This is a genomic window from Nocardiopsis kunsanensis DSM 44524 (assembly GCF_000340965.1).
GTDB classification, from domain to species: domain Bacteria; phylum Actinomycetota; class Actinomycetes; order Streptosporangiales; family Streptosporangiaceae; genus Nocardiopsis; species Nocardiopsis kunsanensis.
This window is the reverse complement of the sequence record NZ_ANAY01000055.1, coordinates 1-18,973: the sequence shown is the minus strand read 5'-3', so window position 1 is coordinate 18,973 and position 18,973 is coordinate 1. Positions and strand designations below refer to the sequence as shown.

The 18,973-nt window shown below is 69.4% G+C and carries 16 protein-coding genes; 10 read left to right on the top strand and 6 right to left on the bottom strand.

Going from position 1 to position 18,973, the window contains the following annotated elements; all coding sequences use genetic code 11:
- Positions 1-50: 50 nt before the first annotated feature.
- Positions 51-608: a GNAT family N-acetyltransferase gene (locus D456_RS0122775; RefSeq protein WP_017578488.1), complete on the bottom strand. Its 558-nt coding sequence runs from the start codon at positions 606-608 to the stop codon at positions 51-53.
- 106 nt (positions 609-714) lie between these two features.
- On the opposite strand from D456_RS0122775, the gene D456_RS0122770 reads away from it, so the two are divergent.
- From D456_RS0122770 to D456_RS0122730, 9 genes are all read left to right on the top strand, one after another.
- Positions 715-1,095: a phage holin family protein gene (locus D456_RS0122770; RefSeq protein WP_083904676.1), complete on the top strand. Its 381-nt coding sequence runs from the start codon at positions 715-717 to the stop codon at positions 1,093-1,095.
- Positions 1,096-1,489: 394 nt separating this feature from the next.
- On the top strand, positions 1,490-2,461 hold the full coding sequence (dapA, locus tag D456_RS0122765; RefSeq protein WP_026116147.1) for a 4-hydroxy-tetrahydrodipicolinate synthase: 972 nt from the start codon (positions 1,490-1,492) through the stop codon (positions 2,459-2,461).
- On the top strand, positions 2,458-4,143 hold the full coding sequence (locus D456_RS0122760; RefSeq protein WP_017578485.1) for a ribonuclease J: 1,686 nt from the start codon (positions 2,458-2,460) through the stop codon (positions 4,141-4,143). The genes dapA and D456_RS0122760 overlap by 4 nt, the downstream gene beginning before the upstream one ends.
- A gap of 390 nt (positions 4,144-4,533) precedes the next feature.
- A complete protein-coding gene (locus D456_RS0122755; RefSeq protein ID WP_017578484.1) occupies positions 4,534-7,032 on the top strand; it encodes a DNA translocase FtsK in 2,499 nt (832 codons plus the stop codon).
- Positions 7,033-7,186: 154 nt separating this feature from the next.
- Positions 7,187-8,395, top strand: a complete 1,209-nt coding sequence (locus D456_RS0122750) for a helix-turn-helix domain-containing protein (RefSeq protein WP_017578483.1) — start codon at positions 7,187-7,189, stop codon at positions 8,393-8,395.
- 244 nt (positions 8,396-8,639) lie between these two features.
- Complete coding sequence (gene rimO, locus D456_RS0122745) at positions 8,640-10,103, top strand: 30S ribosomal protein S12 methylthiotransferase RimO (RefSeq protein ID WP_026116146.1); 1,464 nt, start codon at positions 8,640-8,642, stop codon at positions 10,101-10,103.
- Positions 10,100-10,714 (top strand): CDP-diacylglycerol--glycerol-3-phosphate 3-phosphatidyltransferase, encoded by a 615-nt coding sequence (pgsA, locus tag D456_RS0122740; protein ID WP_017578481.1) that lies wholly within the window; start codon positions 10,100-10,102, stop codon positions 10,712-10,714. The genes rimO and pgsA overlap by 4 nt, the downstream gene beginning before the upstream one ends.
- Complete coding sequence (locus tag D456_RS0122735; RefSeq protein ID WP_017578480.1) at positions 10,711-11,244, top strand: CinA family protein; 534 nt, start codon at positions 10,711-10,713, stop codon at positions 11,242-11,244. Before pgsA ends, D456_RS0122735 begins: the two co-directional genes overlap by 4 nt.
- Positions 11,245-11,402: 158 nt before the next feature.
- Entirely contained in the window at positions 11,403-11,759 is a 357-nt protein-coding gene (locus D456_RS0122730) for a helix-turn-helix domain-containing protein (protein ID WP_017578479.1), read from the top strand.
- An 89-nt stretch (positions 11,760-11,848) separates the two neighbouring features.
- Here the strand turns inward: D456_RS0122730 and D456_RS0122725 are convergent, their stop codons facing one another.
- The 5 genes from D456_RS0122725 to D456_RS0122705 form a co-directional block, all read right to left on the bottom strand.
- A complete protein-coding gene (locus D456_RS0122725) occupies positions 11,849-12,313 on the bottom strand; it encodes an RrF2 family transcriptional regulator (protein ID WP_017578478.1) in 465 nt (154 codons plus the stop codon).
- 275 nt (positions 12,314-12,588) lie between these two features.
- The gene (locus D456_RS0122720; protein WP_017578477.1) at positions 12,589-14,064 is read right to left on the bottom strand and encodes a glycoside hydrolase family 3 protein; all 1,476 of its coding nucleotides are present in this window, start codon (positions 14,062-14,064) and stop codon (positions 12,589-12,591) included.
- Between the two features lie 106 nt (positions 14,065-14,170).
- Entirely contained in the window at positions 14,171-15,052 is an 882-nt protein-coding gene (locus D456_RS0122715) for a carbohydrate ABC transporter permease (protein ID WP_017578476.1), read from the bottom strand.
- Positions 15,052-16,038 carry a carbohydrate ABC transporter permease gene (locus D456_RS0122710; RefSeq protein WP_026116145.1) on the bottom strand — a complete coding sequence of 329 codons (987 nt, stop codon included), beginning with the start codon at positions 16,036-16,038 and terminating at the stop codon, positions 15,052-15,054. Before D456_RS0122710 ends, D456_RS0122715 begins: the two co-directional genes overlap by 1 nt.
- A gap of 81 nt (positions 16,039-16,119) precedes the next feature.
- Positions 16,120-17,403, bottom strand: a complete 1,284-nt coding sequence (locus D456_RS0122705) for an extracellular solute-binding protein (RefSeq protein WP_017578474.1) — start codon at positions 17,401-17,403, stop codon at positions 16,120-16,122.
- Between the two features lie 279 nt (positions 17,404-17,682).
- Between D456_RS0122705 and D456_RS0122700 the strand changes: the two genes are divergently transcribed.
- A complete protein-coding gene (locus D456_RS0122700; RefSeq protein WP_017578473.1) occupies positions 17,683-18,897 on the top strand; it encodes an ROK family transcriptional regulator in 1,215 nt (404 codons plus the stop codon).
- The last annotated feature ends 76 nt before the right edge of the window (positions 18,898-18,973 follow it).

Below are 18,973 nucleotides of genomic sequence, written 5' to 3'. Positions count from 1 at the left end.
TCCATGATGGCGGATCTGAGACGAAGAATCAGGAACTTAACAAAGTACTACTAGGTGGCGGGTACCCCGGCATGCAGCCGCACCATCGGCAGCAGCGGCCCGAGGTCGATCTCGCGCCGGGCGCCGTCGGCGCGCCAGCCCGCGGACTCGAAGAAGGAACGGAGCGGATTGTCCTGCTCGGCCGCCCACACGTGCACCGTGGTGAACCCGTCCTCGGCCACATGGTCCACACACGCGTTGACCAAGCGGCTCCCGTGCCCCTGCCGTGTCCTCCCGGGATCCACGTGCAGGGCGAAGACCTCCGCGTCCGTGGCCGGCCACAGGTCCGGGTCGCCGGCCGGTCCCATAGCGGCGAAGCCGGTGACGGTGCGCACACCGTCGACCTCGTCCGTGGCCACCACGAGCCGGTGCTTGGAGGTCGGCGGGGACTCCAGGGCCGCCTTCCACTGCTCGGCGAAGTTCGTGCGGGCCTCGGGCGAAGCCATCTCCGCGCTCACCTCCTCGGGGAGCAGAGGGCCGTACAGGGCCTGCCACGAGGAGACCTGTAGGTCGACGATGCGCTCGATGTCTCCGCTGCGGGCGGGCCGGACGAATTGGGCGGTGGACACGGGTGGCCTCCTGGGAGGGGTACGGCCGAAGCGGTCGCGGGGACTCCAGCGTGTAACACGGCACCGGAGTTTCCCGACCTTGCCATGGCATGGGAACATCTATCTCGTGAGCCTCATTATCAGAGTCATCGTGAACGCACTCGCCCTTTGGGCGGCTGTATTCCTGATCAACGGCATCCACGTCGACGCCCAGGACATGACCGGGCAGATCGTCGTCTATCTCGCGGTGGGCGCGATCTTCGGTGTGGTCAACGCGGTCATCAAACCGATCGTCAAAACGGTCGGCTGCTTGTTCTACGCGCTGACGCTCGGCCTCATCGGCCTGGTCGTGAACGCGCTCCTGTTCCTGCTCACGGAGTGGATCGCGGGGCTGTTCGACATTCCCTTCCGGATCGACACGTTCTGGGACGCCTTCCTCGGCGCGATCGTCGTCGCCGTGGTCAGCTTCCTGATCAGCATTGTTCTTCCGGACGGCCAGGACGACTAGGACAGCCGAACAGGAAACCACGGCCGTCCCCGACAGAGAATCCGTAGCGCCCTCCGGGGTGCAGCCCGGACCGGAGCCACGACTGGCACCGGTCCGGGTCGGGTAGGTTCACACTCTGTGGCCTCCAACCTCGACCCACGAGGACCGGGGCCCTCCGCACGCGCCCCGCGCGGCGGACCACATACAGGTTTTGCCCCGCCGTGCAGGCGAGGGCACAGAGATCTTCCCCGTGACCGGGCCGTCAGTGCCGGTCACGGTGGCGGTACGCGATGCCGCTCCTTCCGTACGCGAACCCATCCGTACGGCCCGACCCACCCGCAACCCGACGCACATTGAGAGGAGGAGGGGCTCGAAGGACCCCGCTCCGGCGGTGGTCCACGGCCTTTCACACGCGATGGTCGAAACCCAGAACCGCCCGTTCGGCAAGATGCTGACCGCCATGGTCACCCCGATGCTCGAGGACGGCGAGATCGACTACGAGGGGGCGGCCAGACTCGCCACCTATCTCGTCGACGAGCAGAGCAACGACGGACTCATCATCAGCGGCACCACCGGTGAGTCTCCCACCACCAGCGACGACGAGAAGGACCGCCTCCTTCGTTCCGTCGTCGAGGCCGTCGGCGACCGCGCCACCGTCGTGGCAGGCGTGGGAACCAACGACACCCGACACAGTCTCAGGCTGGCCCGCGCCGCCGAGCAGGCCGGCGCGCACGGCTTGCTCGCGGTGACGCCGTACTACAACAAGCCCCCGCAGGAGGGGCTGGTGCGGCACTTCACCTCCATCGCCGACGCGACCGAGCTCCCGGTGATGCTCTACGACATCCCGCACCGCACCGGTACACCGATCGCTTCGGAGACGCTCGTGCGTCTGGCCGAGCACCCGCGGATCGTCGCCAACAAGGACGCCAAGGACAACCTCGGCGCGAGCTCCTGGGTCATGGAACGCACCGACCTGGCCTTCTACTGCGGCACCGACATCCTCAACCTGCCGACGCTGTCGGTCGGCGGTGCCGGCTTCGTCAGCGTCGTCGGCCACATCGTCGGCAGTGACCTCAAGGACATGATCGACGCGTTCGACAGCGGTGAGGTCGCCCAGGCCCTGGCCATCCACCGCCGCCTCACGCCGGTCTACACGGGCATCTTCCGGACGCAGGGCGTCATCACCGTCAAGTCCGTCCTGAACCTGTTCGGACTGCCGTCCGGTCCGGTACGCACCCCGCTGGCCGACGCTTCCTCGGAGCTGCAGGCCCTGCTGCGCGAGGACCTGGCCGCCGCCGGTGTGAAGGGGCCCATCGGCCTCGCTCCGCACCAGGCCGTCCCGGCCAGTGCGGTCAACGTCGAGCGTCTGGCGGAGGGATCGGTATGAGTCACCCGCACCCCGAACTGAGCACGCCCCCGCCCCTGGGCGAGGGCGCCCTGCGGGTCGTGGCACTGGGCGGTCTCGGTGAGATCGGTCGCAACATGACCGTGTTCGAGTACGGCGGCCGCCTGCTGATCGTCGACTGCGGTGTGCTCTTCCCCGAGGAGGAGCAGCCCGGCGTCGATCTCATCCTCCCGGACTTCGACCACATCCGGGACCGTCTCGACGACGTCGAGGCGATCGTGCTCACCCACGGGCACGAGGACCACATCGGCGGTGTGCCGTTCCTGCTGCGTGAGCGCCCCGACATCCCGCTCGTGGGCTCCAAGCTCACCCTGGCGCTCATCACCGCCAAGCTCGGCGAGCACCGCATCAAGCCCGAGACCGTTCTGGTCGAGGAGGGCGAACGCCAGGACTTCGGCCCCTTCGACCTGGAGTTCTTCTCGGTCAACCACTCCATCCCGGACGCGCTGGCCGTGGGCATCCGGACGCCGGGCGGCAGCGTGCTGCACACCGGTGACTTCAAGATGGACCAGCTGCCGCTCGACGGGCGCTTGACCGACCTGGCTGGGTTCGCCCGTTTCGGCGACGAGGGTGTCGACCTGCTGCTGTCGGACTCCACCAACGCCGAGCAGCCCGGCTTCATCGTCAACGAGCGCGACCTCAACGAGGACATCGAGAAGGTCTTCCGCACCGCCGACAAGCGCATCGTGGTGGCCTGTTTCGCCTCGCACGTCCACCGCGTCCAGCAGGTGATCGACGCCGCTTCCCAGCACGGGCGCAAGATCGCCTTCGTGGGCCGATCGATGGTGCGCAACATGAACATCGCACGGGACCTGGGCTACCTCAGCATCCCCGGCGACACCATCATCGACGTCAAACAGCTCGACAAGATGAGACCGGACGAGGCCGTGCTGGTCTGCACCGGGTCGCAGGGCGAGCCCATGTCGGCGCTGAGCCGCATGGCCAACCGCGACCACCAGATCCGCATCGAGGAGGGCGACACCATCCTGCTCGCCTCGTCGCTGATCCCGGGCAACGAGAACTCCGTCAACCGGGTCATCAACGGTCTCACCCGCTGGGGCGCCAACATCGTGCACAAGGGCAACGCCCTGGTGCACGTCTCGGGCCACGCCTCCGCCGGCGAACTGTTGTACGTCCTCAACATGGTGCGCCCGCGCAACTTCATGCCGGTGCACGGGGAGTGGCGCCACATGCGCGCCCACGCCGCGCTCGCCAAGCAGACCGGCGTACCCGACGACCGCATCGTCATCGCCGAGGACGGCGTGGTCGTGGACCTGTACAAGAACCGCGCCAAGATCGTGGGTGCGGTCCAGGCCGGTTACGTCTACGTCGACGGCTCCTCGGTCGGCGACGTCACCGACGCCGCCCTCAAGGACCGCCGCATCCTCGGCGAGGAGGGCTTCATCTCCGTCGTCGTGGCCGTGGACTCCAACACCGGCAAGATCCTGGGTGAACCGGAGGTCCACACACGCGGTGCGGGACTCAAACCCGACGCTTTCGACGACGTCATCGACAAGCTCCAGGACGCGCTGGACAAGGCCGCTGCCGACGGGGTCAACGATCCCCACCAGTTGAGGCAGATCGTGCGGCGCAACGCGGGCCGGTGGGTCAACGAGAACTACCGCCGTCGCCCGATGATCATCCCGGTGCTGGTCGAGGTCTGAACCCTGCTTCCGGATCCGGCCCCGCTCCGGTGGGGCCCGTCCGCCACCGCCCTCGAGCCCTCGGCGGTACGGCTGCCTCCCGGGACGGTCCTCGCTCCGAGGGCCGTCCACACCCCTCCGGAGCCCTGCCGGGGCGCTTCCGAGCACCACTCCGTGGAGCGCCTCTCCACCCTCCTCCGTGAGCCCCGGGGACGGACCCCGGGACGGGCAGGCGCCCACAACGCCCGTCCAGAACGGCCCGCGGCCACCGGCCCGGGCCGTTCGGCGGTTCCGGGGACGACACGCCGTGCCCCTTCCGTGCACCGGGTGGACAGCTTCAGTAGGCTTCCCGCCGTGCCGGGCCGGTGTGTCCGGTCCCCGAACCCGCCGTCCCCTGGAGGTGACCCCTCGATGCCCGCGCGTGCCTCCTCCGGTGGCTCCGCCCGCAAGAAACCCGGCGGGCGTTCTTCGCCCACGAAGAAGCGCATGCCCGAGGGGCCGATCGTCTTCGCCTTCTCCATGTTCGGCCAGTTCCTCGCGGTGCTCTGGAAGGTCATCGCGCACACCGTGGGCGGGGTCGCCCGCGCTGTCGGGCGCGGGGCACGCGACCTCGACCCCGACCTGCGCCGCGACGGCGCCGGCCTGATGCTGCTCGCCTCCGGTGTGCTCATCGCCGCCGCCGTGTGGTGGCAGAGCGAAGGGCCCCTGCTGGAGTACACCCGGCTCGTGATCATGGGCGGGTTCGGCGCTTTCTCACCGATCCTGCCGCTGTTGTTCCTGCCGATCGCCGTCAAACTCATGCGGACCCCCGGCACAGCCAAACCCGGCGACGGAGGCCGCCTGGCGATCGGGTTCGTCGCGATCATGCTGGGGCTGCTCGGGCTCATCCACATCGCCCACGGGGTCCCCCGACCCGCGGAGGGGGCCGAGGCCCTGCAGACCTCCGGCGGGCTCATCGGTTTCATCGCCTCCGGTCCGCTGAGCATGGTCATCACACCCACGCTCACCGCCGTGCTGTTGGTGCTCGTGCTGGTCTTCGGCATCCTCGTGGTGACCTCCACCCCCATCCGGCGCATCCCCGAACGCCTGCAGACCCTCTTCGGTGCCCTGCTGGAACGCGACGGCGGCCCGGACTCGGGCATCGGGATCCTCGGGGCCGACGAGGAGGGACCCGAGCAGCGCAAGCGCAAACCCAGGAGCGGCCCCACGGCTTCGACCGTGGCGGGCGACCACGAACGCCCCTACGACACCCCCGTCCTGCCGCAGAGCCCCGAGCCCGTCGCCCCCGCACTGACCGACGGGCACGAGAAGGCCGAGGGCGAGAACGCCAAGGACGAGAGCAAGGACAAACCCGCCAAGGGCAGACGCAAGAAGACCGGGACCCCGGACCCCACCCCGGCACCGGCCACCGCCGAGCAGCTGTCCATCCCCTCCCGGGTGGTCGAGGGCGACTACGAGCTGCCGGCCCCGCCCATGCTCGAACCCGGTTCGCCCAGCAAGGAGCGCACCAAGGCCAACGACGACATCGTCAGCGCGCTCTCCGGGGTCATGGGCCAGTTCAAGATCGACGCCGACGTCACCGGTTTCACCCGCGGGCCCACCGTCACGCGCTACGAGATCGAGCTCGGCCCGGCGGTCAAGGTCGAGAAGGTCACCGCACTGTCGAAGAACATCTCGCTCGCGGTCAAGAGCGCCGACGTGCGTATCCAGTCGCCCATCCCCGGAAAGTCCGCGATCGGTGTGGAGATCCCCAACACCGACAAGGACATCGTGAGTCTGGGGGACATCCTGCGCTCGTCGGCGGCCACCGCCGACGACCACCCCATGCTCGTGGGCCTGGGTAAGGACGTCGAGGGCGCCAACGTCGTGGCCAACCTGGCCAAGATGCCGCACGTGCTGGTGGCGGGTGCGACCGGCGCCGGTAAGTCGACCTGCATCAACGGGCTCATCACCTCGCTCATGATGCGCTCCACCCCCGACGAGGTACGGATGATCCTGGTCGACCCCAAGCGGGTCGAGCTGACCATGTACGAGGGCATCCCGCACCTGATCACCCCGATCATCACCAGCCCGAAGAAGGCAGCCGAGGCCCTCCAATGGGTCGTCGGTGAGATGGACCGGCGCTACGACGACCTGGCCGCCTCCGGCTACCGCCACATGGACGACTTCAACGCCGCGGTACGCGCGGGCGAGCTCAAGGCCCCGCCCGGCAGCGAACGCGAGTACGAGCCGTACCCCTACCTGCTGGTCATCGTCGACGAGCTCGCCGACCTGATGATGGTCGCCCCCCGCGACGTCGAGGACGCGGTCGTACGCATCACCCAGCTCGCCCGGGCCGCCGGCATCCACCTGGTGCTGGCGACCCAGCGCCCGAGCGTCGACGTCGTCACAGGCCTGATCAAGGCCAACGTGCCCTCCAGACTGGCATTTGCCACCTCCAGCCTCTCCGACAGCCGGGTGATCCTCGACCAGGCCGGCGCGGAGAAACTCGTGGGCAAGGGTGATGCGCTCTTCCTGCCGATGGGCGCGGGAAAACCCATCCGCCTGCAGAACGCCTGGGTGGGTGAGAAGGAGATCCGCAGGGTCGTCGAGCACTGCAAGAAGCAGTCCGAACCCAGTTACCGTGAGGACGTGGCGGCGCCTCAGGGGCCCAAGAAGGAGATCGACGAGGAGATCGGCGACGACCTCGACCTGTTGCTGCAGGCGACGGAGCTGGTGGTGACCACCCAGTTCGGCTCCACCTCCATGCTCCAGCGCAAGCTCCGTGTGGGGTTCGCCAAGGCCGGGCGCCTGATGGACCTCATGGAGAGCCGCGACGTGGTCGGCCCCAGCGAGGGATCCAAGGCCCGCGACGTCCTCGTGCAGCCCGACGACCTGCCACAGGTACTCACGGACATCCGGGGGGGATGACCTGCGCGGACCGACCGCGCTCTCCACGGCCGCCCTTCCAGAAACATCCGATTTGATGCACTCTTGGCCGCTTCATGGGCGTGGTGTCCTGCACCTTTCGGCTCTTGGTAGCAGAGTGGTGCCAGGCAACCACAAAGAGTCGCGGGGAGTGTGCATGGCGACGATCGGACAGAGCCTGTCCGCCGCCCGGATCGCGGCGGGCTACACGGTCGCGGATCTCAGTACCCGGACCCGCATCAGGCCCAAGGTCCTCAACGGGATCGAGGAGGAGGACTTCGTCCCCTGCGGTGGGGACTTCTACGCCCGGGGCCACATCCGCAGCATCTGCCGCTTCCTCGGCCTGGACCCCGAACCGCTCCTGGCCGAGTTCGACCAGGAGCACGCCGGCCACGGAGCGCCGGTCTTCGTACCCCTGCCGCGCCACGTGGCCGGGTCGCCCGCCACCGCCCGGATCGCGGCGGCCGCGCGGGAACAGGCCGAGGAGCTCCCGGAGGAGGGGGACGAGCCCATGGCGGGCCCGCCGCCCCGACGCATCATCGACGACACGGAACCGGACGCCGGAGCCGCCAGGCCCAGCCACTTCGAACGGGACCGGAACCCGTACCGGACCGTTCCGGACCCCCGTTCCAAGAAGAAGAACGGCCCCCGGCGCGAACCGGTGCCCGAACCGAGGGGACGGCACCGCACCCCGGCCCACGCCGGTAAGGGGGCCGGTGCCGAACGGCGGTCACCGCGCCCGGTCGTCACCGGCACCGACGCCCCCGACCGCGGGGGAGAGGCGCTCCGCCGCCACTGGCCCTGGGCCCTGGTCGCCGCCGTCGTCCTGGCCGGTGCCGTCGTCGGGGTCCGCGCCTGGAACGGTGAGGAGACCAACCCGCTGCGTACCGCCCTGGACGTCATGCGCGACGACAACGGCAACGTCGACTCCTCGTCCGGTGCCGGTGAGGCCGAGGACGGGGACCGGACGCACGTCGACCCCGCCGGGGAAGGAACATCCGATCCCCTCGGGGCCGAGCAGCCCTCCGAGCCCGCCGAGGAGGAGGAACCGGCCGAGTTCACCGTCCGGCTGACCGCCGACGAACGTATCTGGGTCCAGGTCACCGGCGAGGGCGGGGACGAGGGTGCCCCGGACGGGAGCACACTCGAGCGCGTGGAGGAGAACGCGGAGGAGAGCGAGGACCTCTTCACCGGTTTTCTGTCCCAGGGCCAGTCGTGGGAGCACACCGGCCAGGAACAGCTGCGCGTATGGGCCGGCAACGCCGGAGCGGTCGCCGTCAGTATCGACGGAGAGGACATCGGTGCCCTCGGCGAGCACGGAGAGGTCAAGGAGGTCGGCATCGAGGCGGACGGATTCGGCGGCTGAAGCGGCCGATCCGCCGTACCGGACACGGGAACAGGGCCCGTATCGCCCACCAGGGCGGTGCGGGCCCCGAGTGAGTGGCGTGTACCACGGCCGCCGTTCGGGAGAGTGACCCGACCACGGTAGTGTGGAGGGCCGCGGGAGGAGGCGACGCAGCCGAGGCCGCGGCCGGGCGAGACCCACGGGACCGCACCACGTGCGCCGCGCCGCCCGCACCACTCACAGCTCTCCCACACGCTTGGAAGCCATGTCATCGCGCCGTACTGTCTCACTCGTGACCCTGGGTTGCGCGCGTAACGAGGTCGACTCCGAGGAGCTCGCCGGCCGCCTGGCCGCCGGCGGCTGGGACCTCGCCGACAGCGACGCACGGGCCGACGTGACCGTGGTCAACACCTGCGGCTTCATCGACGCCGCCAAACAGGACTCCATCCAGGCCCTGCTGGAAGCGGCCGAAGGCGGCGGCAAGGTCGTCGCCGCGGGGTGCATGGCCGAACGCTACGGCTCCGAACTCGCCGAGTCCCTACCCGAAGCACAGGTCATCGGGTTCGACGACTACGCGGCCATCACCGACCGCCTCGACGACGTGGTCGACGGCCGCAACCTGGTCCCGCACGAGCCCCGTGACCGCCGCACCCTTCTGCCCATCAGCCCCGTCGACCGTGACGGCTCCCGAGCGCACGTGCCCGGGCACGCTTCCCCCGAGGAATCACCCGGCGCCGAGGGAAGCGAACTGCCCTACCGCACCAACGTCCCGCGCCGCCGCCTGAGGGGCGGTCCCGTCGCCAACCTCAAGATCGCCTCGGGGTGCGATCGACGGTGCACCTTCTGCGCCATCCCCGCCTTCCGCGGCGCCTACGTCTCACGCCGACCCGAGGAGGTCGTGCGAGAGGCCCGGTGGCTGGCGGGCGAGGGGGTGCGCGAGGTCTTCCTCGTCAGCGAGAACTCCACCTCCTACGGCAAGGACCTGGACGACACGCGCGCCCTGGAGACCCTCCTGCCGGACCTGGCCGCCGTCCAGGGCCTGGACCGCGTCCGGGTGAGCTACCTGCAGCCGGCCGAGATGCGCCCCGGGCTCGTGGAGGCCCTCACCGCAACCCCCGGTGTCGTGCCCTACTTCGACCTGTCCTTCCAACACGCCAGCGGCCCCCTGCTGCACCGCATGCGCCGGTTCGGCGACCGCGAGTGTTTCCTGGAACTGCTGCGCACCGTGCGCGAGCACGCCCCCGAGGCCGGGGCCCGGTCCAACTTCATCGTCGGCTTCCCCGGCGAGACCGAGGAGGAGTTCGAGGAACTCGTCGCGTTCCTGACCGAGGCACGCCTGGACGCGATCGGTGTGTTCGGCTACTCCGACGAGGACGGGACCGAGGCCGCCGGGTACGCCGACAAGGTGCCCCAGGAGGTCGTCGACGCACGTGTGGAGCGTCTGACCGACCTGGCCCAGGAGCTCATGGCCCAACGCGCGGAGGAGCGTGTGGGCAGCGAGGTCACCGTCCTGGTCGAGTCGGTCCTGGAGGACGGCGCCTACGAGGGCCGTGCCGACCACCAGGCACCCGACGTCGACGGCAGAACCATCCTGTACGGGCAGGACCTGGCCGTGGGCGACCTCGTACGCGCCACCGTCCTGCAGTCCGTCGGCGCCGACCTCGTGGCCGAACAGGCCGATGACGCCGAGAACTCCCCCGAGACGGACGGGGGAACCGGAGACAGATGAGCAACAACGATGCTGCGGCCTCGCCCGCTCCCCGAGTGCCGTTGTGGAACATCGCGAACGTGCTCACGGTGAGCCGCCTGATCATGGTGCCGCTCTTCGTGTGGTTCATGTTCCTGGACGGCACGGGATGGCAACTGGCCTCCTTCGCAGTCTTCGTGCTGGCTGCCGTCACCGACCGGATCGACGGTGAGCTGGCCCGACGGCACAACCTCGTCACCGATTTCGGGAAGATCGCCGACCCGATCGCCGACAAGGCCCTCACCGGCGCCGCCCTGGTCGTGCTCTCGATCCAGGGCGACCTGTGGTGGTGGGTGACCGTCGCGATCCTGGCCCGCGAGTGGGGCATCACCGCCCTGCGTTTCGCGGTGATCCGCTACGGAGTCATGCCGGCAAGCCGGGGCGGCAAGCTCAAGACCGTCCTGCAGATCGTCGCGATCAGCATCTACCTGTTCCCGTTGCACCTGTTCCCGTTCACCGCGGCCTTCGTCTGGCTCGCGCATCTGACCATGGGCCTCGCACTGGCCGTGACCCTGTGGAGCGGCGCGGTCTACGTCGTCGACGCCGTGCGTCTGGCCCGGAAGAAGGAGAAGAAGGGGGAGGACCCGGCGTGAGCGAACACGGGGACGCAGAGCCTGTCGGCGCCGCACTGGAGACAGCCGGGGCCGCCCACCGGGGGCTGCTGGCGGCCGGGCTCACGTGCGCCACCGCCGAGTCGTTGACCGGCGGGCTCATCGGCGCCCACCTCACCGCGGTCCCCGGGGCCTCTGCCACCTACCGGGGCGGGTTCGTGACCTACGCGACCGACACAAAGACCGCCCTCCTGGGGGTCCCCGCGGATCTCCTGGAGACCGAGGGCGCCGTGCACCCCGACGTCGCCGTACACATGGCCCGCGGTGCCCGGAATTTGGCCGGGGCCGACCTCGGGGTGGCCGTCACCGGGGTCGCCGGCCCCGAACCCCAGGACGGACAGCCGGTCGGTACCGTTTATGCCGCCGTGGTCGGTACGGGCGGGGGGCCGAAGGTCGAACGGTTCCGTTTCACCGGAGACCGTTCGGGTATCCGTCACCGAACGGTGGAGGGAGCGCTCGCGGCCCTGGTCGCGGCGGTTCGTGACGACGTGGCGGACACCACCCCGAACTGACCCCCGTTCGTGGTTCTCTCCGCCGAACCGAAGGGAACAAAACCACCCCGAGGCGTAGTTCCCCCTCCAGCGAACAGCAGAACGAGAGGTGCCCGAATCGGGCGTGGGACAGGTACGGTGTTGTATATGAAGGTCGCTACCGGTAGGAGGGAGCGCGAATGATGGTCCTGCTTCGTCACCTGCTGGGTGACGTGCTCAGGCGGCTCCGGCAGCGTCAGAGCCGCACCCTCCGTCAGGTCTCGGCCGAAGCTCGTGTATCCCTCGGGTATCTGTCGGAGGTCGAACGGGGACAGAAGGAGGCCTCCTCGGAGTTGCTCTCCTCGATCTGCACCGCTCTCGGTGTCCCGCTCTCCCAGGTACTCAGAGAAGTTTCCGACCAGCTCGCCCTGGCCGAGCTCCAAGAGGCTGCTCTGCTCGGCGATTCCGTTGCCACCGAACCCGTGAACGCCCAGGACCTCGGTATCGACCCGGTACCGGACCGTGTCCCCCAGGTCCCCGACATGGTCGGGGTCTGACACCGGGACCGCACCGTCCGTACCACGTCACCACGACCATGACGAAGGAGCCGTCCACCTCGGGGTGGACGGCTCCTTCGTCGTGTGGCTCATCTGTGGGTGTGGTTGACCCAGGAATCGGGGTCCTCGGCCAGCGAGCGCACCATCGAGGGCAGCTCGTTCGTGGCCAAGTGGTGCAGGGTGACCCCCTCCAGGATGGAGCGTTCGCTGGCCCGCAGAGCGATCCACACCTGCTGCAGGCTACGGGCCGCCCCGTCGTAGTCCACCTCCTCGGGGCGTTCCCCCCGCACGTTGGCGAGAGGACCGTCGACCGCCCTGATGATGTCCGCCAGGGAGATCTCGGCGGGGTCTCGGGCCAGCCAGTAGCCGCCGACGGGCCCGCGTTGACTGCGGACCAGACCGGCGCGACGGAGCTGGGTGAGGATGTTCTCCAGGAATTTTCCGGGGATGTCCTGTGCGCGAGCGAGCTGCTCGGCCGTCACCGGTCCGTCGGGGGAGACGGCGAGTTCTGCGGCCGCGCGGAGCGCGTAGTCGACCCGGGCTGAAAGGCGCATGCTGTGATTATGCCGTGTTCGGAAGGGCGAATGGGGCACTGATCGGTCCGTGCGATACCCGGACCGTCGTCGAGCTGTGAAGCGAGGCGTCCGCCGGACCGAACCGAGCACGGCCGTCGGACGCCTCCAAGGATACTTCTCCTACCGGCTCACGTGGACATGCTCGGATGATCAGATGCCGAGAGGGCCCCGTTGCCGTACCGGCGCGCTCGTGTGCCCCGTGTGCGCGGGGCGCGGCCGTCCGGACCACCGCACGCCCGCATCCCGCACACGGATCAGACACCGGAACGGGCGTTCTGCAACGCGCGCTCGGCGCCCAACAGCTCGGCGGCGCTGCGACTGTTGACGTGCGCGGCACCGTAGGTGCTCACATGCGTACCGAGGTCCGGGAGCCAGACGGGCAGACCCATCTCCACGACGACGGCGTCGGGACGCACGGCGAGCAGGGAGAGCACCAGGTCACGCGTGTCGGGGTAACGGTGCGCGTCCCGTACCACGACGACCAGGCCCCGGCCGGCCGCCCGGGCCGACAGGTCCTCGGCGGCCGTGGCCCCGGGGGTGACCCGGACGGTGTCGGCGAACCACGGGGACAGCCCCCAGGGAACCTCCCCCACGGCCACACCCGCGGGTGCTTCCACCTCGACCACGAACGGGTCGTGCAGGCGCGGGGGTTCCCCGCGCACCCGGGTGGCCCGGCGCGCACCGGACAGCCCCACACCGTCGGGCCCGGGCACGGACGCACGCACAGCCGCGCGGCCCCGCGCCCAGGCGCGCAGGTCCGCGTTGCGCGCCGCAGCCTCCTCCAGGCGTTCACCGCGGAGCCGCCCCTGCCGGACCGCCTCCACGAGCGCGGTGCGCACCGCCCCGACCTGATCGGCGTAGACGAACCGGCCCAGGCACAACAGGTCGCACCCGGCCGCGACCGCCAGCACGCTGGCCTCGGGGATCCCGATACGCTCGCTCACCCCCTGCATCTCCATCGCGTCGCTGACCACGGTGCCCGTGAACCCCAGTTCCTGCCGCAGCACCCGGTTGAGCACATGGTGGTTGAGCGTGGCCGGGCCGGACCCGCCCAACGTCGGCATCTCGATGTGGGCGGTCAGGACCGAACGGACCCCCGCCTCCACAGCCGCACGGAACGGCCGCAGCTCCCGCTCACGCAGCACCTCGGCGTCGGCCTCCACCAGGGGCAGCACGTGGTGGGAGTCCTGCGAGGTCGCGCCGTGGCCGGGGAAGTGTTTGGCGCAGGCCACCACCCCGGCGTCGTGCAGACCCAGGACCGACGCCTTCGCGTGCCGGGCCACGAGCCCCGGGTCGGCACCGAACGAACGGGTGCCGATGACGGGGTTGTCGTCGGCGACGTTGACGTCCACCGACGGGGCCAGATCCGTGTTGAACCCCAGATCGGCCAGGCGCCCGCCCATCTCACGGTGGGTGGCCCGGGTGAGTTCCGTGTCGTCGACCGCGCCCAGGGCCGCGTTGCCCGGGTAGTCGCTGCCGCGCGCCTGGCCGATGCGGGTGACGTCCCCGCCCTCCTCGTCCAGGGAGATCAGCGGGGTGTCGGCGGCTTCCCCCAACTGCGCGTTCAGGGCCCGGACCTGCTCCGGGGACTGCAGGTTGTTGTGGAACAGGCAGACACCGGAGATGCCCTCGGCCAACCCCTCCAGCACCCATCGTGGTGCGTGGTGGGACTCGAAGGGGACCATCAGTACGGCGTTGGCCAGACGAGCCAGGGTGGGATCGAGCGGCATCGCGGACTCCGTTCGGTGATCAGGAGGGTGCCCGGTCGGGCAGACGTGAGCGGGAGGAGGCGGCACGGTCGGGCAGGAGCGGCGCGCGGGCCGCCCCGCCGGGGCGTCAGCCCTTGACCGCGCCCATGGTCAGGCCGGATACCATCCGGCGCTGGACGAGCAGGAAGAAGATCATCACGGGCACGGTCAGCAGGGTGGAGGCGGCCATGACGGAGCCCCACTCGACGGAGACCGCACCGAAGTAGTACTGGAGCGAGATCGGCAACGTGTAGGCCCCGGTGTTGTTCTGCAGGAACGTGAAGGCGACGAGGAACTCGTTCCACGCGGTGATGAAGGCGAAGATGCTCGCAGCCCCCAGTCCGGGCGCGACCAGCGGCATGAGAATGCGCCAGAAGACCGTCCAGCCGTTCGCCCCGTCGATGGCTGCGGCCTCCTCCAGGGACCTGGGTACCGCCGCCACGAAGTTGCGGACCATGAGGATCGTGATGGGCAGCGCCACCGCCACGTAGACGACGAAGACCCCGGAGAGGTTGTTGACCAGCTCCACGTCCAGGGTCCGGCCCAGATGGAAGAAGTTGACGAACAGCGAGATGATCAGCGCCTCGACCGGCACCATCTGGATGACCATGAGCATCAGGACGAAGGCGCCGCGCAGCGAGAACCGGAAACGCGCCACGGCCACCGCCGCCAGCAGCGACACCAGCGCGGCCACGGTCACCGATCCCACGGTCACGACGAGGCTGTTGGTGAGGAAGGACCAGAACGAGGTGCCCGGGATCAGTACCCCCGACAGGACCCGTTCGAAGTGCTCCAGGGTGAGCTCGCCGGGGAACAGCGTCGGTTCCCGGGTGAAGATCTCCCCCGTGGGACGCAGGGCCGTGGCCAGCACCCAGTACACGGGAAAGACCGCGAAGAGCAGCACAGCCAGTGCGGCCGCGTACATCCCCGTGCGCCCGAGGATCCGGCGGACCCGGTAACGGTCGTTCATCAGGCCTCCTCCTGCCGGATCATCACACGCAGGTAGTACGCGCTGATGGCGAGTACCAGAACGGTCATGATCACTGCGATCGCCGAACCCATCCCGTAGTCGGGCGGGGTCGAGGCGAAACCGAGCTGGTAGATGTAGGTCGGGATCAGGGCCACGTCCCGGTTGGAGACGCCGCCGGCAAGGATGAACAGCTGGGTGAAGATCCGGAAGTCCCAGATGATCTGCAGGACCAGCAGCAGGGCGAACAGCGGCCGCAGCATCGGGAAGGTGACGTTCCAGAAGCTCTTCCACGCGCCGGCCCCGTCGATACGGACGGCCTCGTACAGGTCGCCGGGGATCGACTTGAGCCCGGCCAGGATGCTGATCGCCACGAAGGGGAACGACTGCCAGACCACCGTCACCACCAGGATGGGAAACAGGGTGCTTGGTGAGTTGAACCAGTTGAAGTCCTGCCAGCCCCCTCCCACGAGCCAGTCCGGTAGCGCACCCAGTACGGCGTTGACCAACCCGTAGCGGGTGTCGAACAGCCACCGGTGGACGATGGCGGCGCTGATGACCGGGGTGGCCCAGGCCAGCATCAGCCCCAGTCCCAGCACGGTCGAGGCCCAGTTCGGGAGCTTGTGCATGAGGAGGCCCACCAGGGTCCCCAGCAGCATCGTCAGGGCCACCATGGCCAGACAGACCACGACGGTGTTCCGGAAGATGCCCCAGAACCGCTCGTCGGTCAGCACCTGCAGGTAGTGGGCGAAGGAGTTCCACTCGGCCTCCCGGCCCTGGAGCTGCTGCAGACCGTAGCTGTGCAGCGACATCCAGAGCATCTGGACGATCGGCCACAGCAGCACCAGCGCCAGGATCGTCAGGGCCGGCAGGATCAGCAGGTAGGGGGTCAGTCGTCGGCGCCTGTACGCCGTGAGCCGGGCCGCAGCGCGGCTCTGCTCCTGGGGAGGGTCGGGGACCACGGTGGGGGGTCCCTCCACTTGTGTCATGGGCGATCTCACCTGGCGTCGTTCGGGGACGGCCGGTCGGCGGCCGTCCCGTCGGGGGTGCAGCGCGGGGCGGTCTCGTGCCTACTCGTCCGTGGGGCGGTTGAGCGCCTCGGTGAGCTCCTCGTCGAGTTCGGGCAGCACGTCGTCGGGGTCCTCGCCCTCGGCCAGGCGCTCGACGGCGTTCTGGACCGTGGCCAGCTCCCACTGGACGTGGCCCCAGTTGGGGGTGTCGGGGAACAGGCGCAGATCACCCGTAGCCTGGGTGGCGGCACCGGCCTGTACCGGGTCCTCCTGGAAGGTGTCGCTCGCCAGCACGTCCTCGAACGTGGGGAACATCGACGCGATCTCGTTGTAGGGGATCGCGTTCTCCTTGCTGTTGAGCGTGGTGATGTAGTCGAAGGCGGCCTCGGGGTGCTCGGAGGTGCCCCACACCGCCAGGTCCGAGCCGCCGCCGAAGGCCGGGGCCATGCCGTCCACCCCGGGGATGGGTGCGGTGGCCCAGTGCTCGGAGTGCTCGTCGTTGATCTCGGCGATCTGGTCCTCGGCCCAGGGGCCGTCGATGAACATGCCGACCTCGCGGTTGGCGAAGTCGGCATGGCCGCACTCGACCTCGTCGATGCCCACACAAGCGCTGGGGGAATGGCCGTCGGAGATCAGGCTCGCGTAGAACTCCAGGCCCTCGGCGGTCTCGGGGGTGTCGAGCCGGCCCTCCCACTCGCCGCCCTCCTCGACGGCGAACTCGCCCCCGGCGGCCCACACGAAGCTGCCGATGCCGTTGACGAAGTCGGTGGGTGCGGCCATGCCCGGGATGCCGTACTCCTCCTCCAGGGCCTCGGCGACCTCGATGAGTTCGTCCCAGGTCTCGGGAGGCTCGTGGCCGATCTCCTCCAGTTGGTCGGTGTTGTACCAGAGGGCGCGTACGCCGCTGTACCACGGCACCGAGTACTGGGCCTGGTCGAAGGTGCCGTTGGCGTAGGCGGCGTCCAGGAGGTCGTCGCGGTGCTCCCACTCCTGGGCCAGATCGGCGACGTCGTAGAGGGCGCCGGCATCGGCCCAGGTCGCGACCTGGTCGTTGCCGATCTCGACCACGTCGGGGCCGCCGCTGACCATGGCGGTCTGGAAGCGCTGGGAGAACTCACCCCACGGGATCCACTGGATCTCGACGTCGGTGTCGGGGTAGAGCTCCTGGTACTGCTGGGTGACGTCGTCCATGAACGCGTTCTGGTCCTCACTGGCGTCGCCCATGCGCCACACGGTGAGGGTGTCGGGGACCTCTCCGGAACCCGCACCGTCGTCGGACCCTCCGCCGCAGGCCGCGGCCAACAGCACCACGGCTCCTGCCGCTGCGAACCCGGTGAGTCTCATGTGTACCTCTTTTCCCTTCACCCGGCCGACTGGGGTGGGCCGACCGTGCACGAACCGACCTGGGACCATGGAGGCAGGTCCGGGGAGGGCTCGACGTCCGTATGGGGTGTGTGCTGGGATTGCACGTTGTCCGCCCCGCCGGTGGGACCGGAAGGGCCCGAACGGCCGCAGTTGCGGGAGAAGCGCCGTGCGGACCTGCCGGGACGTGACCTCCTGTGAGGTTGTGAGTTAAATTAACAGGAAACTTTCCTAATAAAAACAGGGTGAGGTATCACGGTTATGTCTCAACGTCCGGGGACCCCCAGGCTGCTCCGCCAGCTCAACGACCGAGCGGCGCTGGAGCTGCTCCTGACGGAGGGTCCGCTGACCCGGACCCAACTGGGCACCCGCACCGGCCTGTCCAAGGTGACCGCCTCCCAACTCCTCTCCCGCCTGGAGGAGCGCGACCTCGTCCAGGTCGTGGGCAGCCGAGCGGGCGGACGCGGACCCAACGCCGCCCTGTACGCAGTGGTGCCCGAGAGCGCCTACGTCGCCGCCCTCGACGTCAGCGCCCAGCGGGTCACCGCCACCATCGCCGACATCACCGGCGAGGTCGTGGCCGATGTGAGCGTCGACCCCACCGCCTCCGAGGACCCGGTCTCCCTCGTGCACACAGCCGTACGCCGCCTCGTCGGGACCGCCGGTGTACCCCTCGACAGGCTCCGCGCCTGCGTCATCGGCACACCCGGCGTCGTCGACCCGCGTACCGGGGACATCCGCTTCTCCTTCGACCTCATGGCCTGGCACGAAGGGGTCCTGGAAGCCCTACGCGCCGAACTGGAACGTTCGATCGTGATCGAGAACGACGTCAACCTCGCAGCCATGGCCGAACACGCCGAGGGAGCCGCCGCAGGAGAAACCGAGTTCGTCCTCATCTGGCTCAGTGCCGCCGGCGGCGTCGGCATGTCCACCATGATCGACGGACGTATCCACCGCGGACGTTCCGGCGGCGCGGGCGAGATCGGCTACCTGCCCGTGCCCGGTGCACCGCTGCCCACCGACGTCGGCCTCTCGGGCGGCTACGAATCCCTGAGGAACGACGGCGACCGCGAACTCCCGCACGGGTTCCAGGCCCTGGTCAAGGCCGGGCAGGTCGTCAAACTGGCAGCCGAGCACGGCATCACCGGCGAGGACGTCACCGACGTGGTGCGCTCGGCATCCGAGGCCGAGACCCCCGAGGCCGACGCGTTCCTCGAAGCCTTCGCCGAGCGCCTCGCCCGCGGGATCGCCGCCGTCAGTGTCGTTCTGGACCCCGGGCTCGTGGTCCTGGGCGGCGACGTGGCCCGAGCCGGCGGACACAGGCTCGCCGAACGCGTCCGGTCCGCGACCGCACGCATAGCACCGAACGGGACCGAGGTCGAACTCGGCGGGGTCGAAGGCAGCCCCGTGGTGCGCGGTGCCCTGCTGCACGCCCTCGAACGGGCCCGGGACGAAGTCTTCTCCTCCACCGTCTAGGGCCGACCAGACATGTTGTTCGGCGAGGGGACAGGTGTTCTGGTGTGCCTGGGGTGGGGGCGAACGTTTCTTGGTG

What these genes read in the sequence shown, in the direction of transcription:
- dapA (WP_026116147.1), top strand. Translation starts at nt 1,490, where the DNA reads ATGGTCGAAACCCAGAACCGCCCGTTCGGCAAGATGCTGACCGCCATG.
- D456_RS0122760 (WP_017578485.1), top strand. Translation starts at nt 2,458, where the DNA reads ATGAGTCACCCGCACCCCGAACTGAGCACGCCCCCGCCCCTGGGCGAG.
- D456_RS0122755 (WP_017578484.1), top strand. Translation starts at nt 4,534, where the DNA reads ATGCCCGCGCGTGCCTCCTCCGGTGGCTCCGCCCGCAAGAAACCCGGC.
- D456_RS0122750 (WP_017578483.1), top strand. Translation starts at nt 7,187, where the DNA reads ATGGCGACGATCGGACAGAGCCTGTCCGCCGCCCGGATCGCGGCGGGC.
- rimO (WP_026116146.1), top strand. Translation starts at nt 8,640, where the DNA reads ATGTCATCGCGCCGTACTGTCTCACTCGTGACCCTGGGTTGCGCGCGT.
- pgsA (WP_017578481.1), top strand. Translation starts at nt 10,100, where the DNA reads ATGAGCAACAACGATGCTGCGGCCTCGCCCGCTCCCCGAGTGCCGTTG.
- D456_RS0122730 (WP_017578479.1), top strand. Translation starts at nt 11,403, where the DNA reads ATGATGGTCCTGCTTCGTCACCTGCTGGGTGACGTGCTCAGGCGGCTC.
- D456_RS0122725 (WP_017578478.1), bottom strand. Translation starts at nt 12,313, where the DNA reads ATGCGCCTTTCAGCCCGGGTCGACTACGCGCTCCGCGCGGCCGCAGAA.
- D456_RS0122720 (WP_017578477.1), bottom strand. Translation starts at nt 14,064, where the DNA reads ATGCCGCTCGATCCCACCCTGGCTCGTCTGGCCAACGCCGTACTGATG.
- D456_RS0122715 (WP_017578476.1), bottom strand. Translation starts at nt 15,052, where the DNA reads ATGAACGACCGTTACCGGGTCCGCCGGATCCTCGGGCGCACGGGGATG.
- D456_RS0122710 (WP_026116145.1), bottom strand. Translation starts at nt 16,038, where the DNA reads ATGACACAAGTGGAGGGACCCCCCACCGTGGTCCCCGACCCTCCCCAG.
- D456_RS0122705 (WP_017578474.1), bottom strand. Translation starts at nt 17,403, where the DNA reads ATGAGACTCACCGGGTTCGCAGCGGCAGGAGCCGTGGTGCTGTTGGCC.
- D456_RS0122700 (WP_017578473.1), top strand. Translation starts at nt 17,683, where the DNA reads ATGTCTCAACGTCCGGGGACCCCCAGGCTGCTCCGCCAGCTCAACGAC.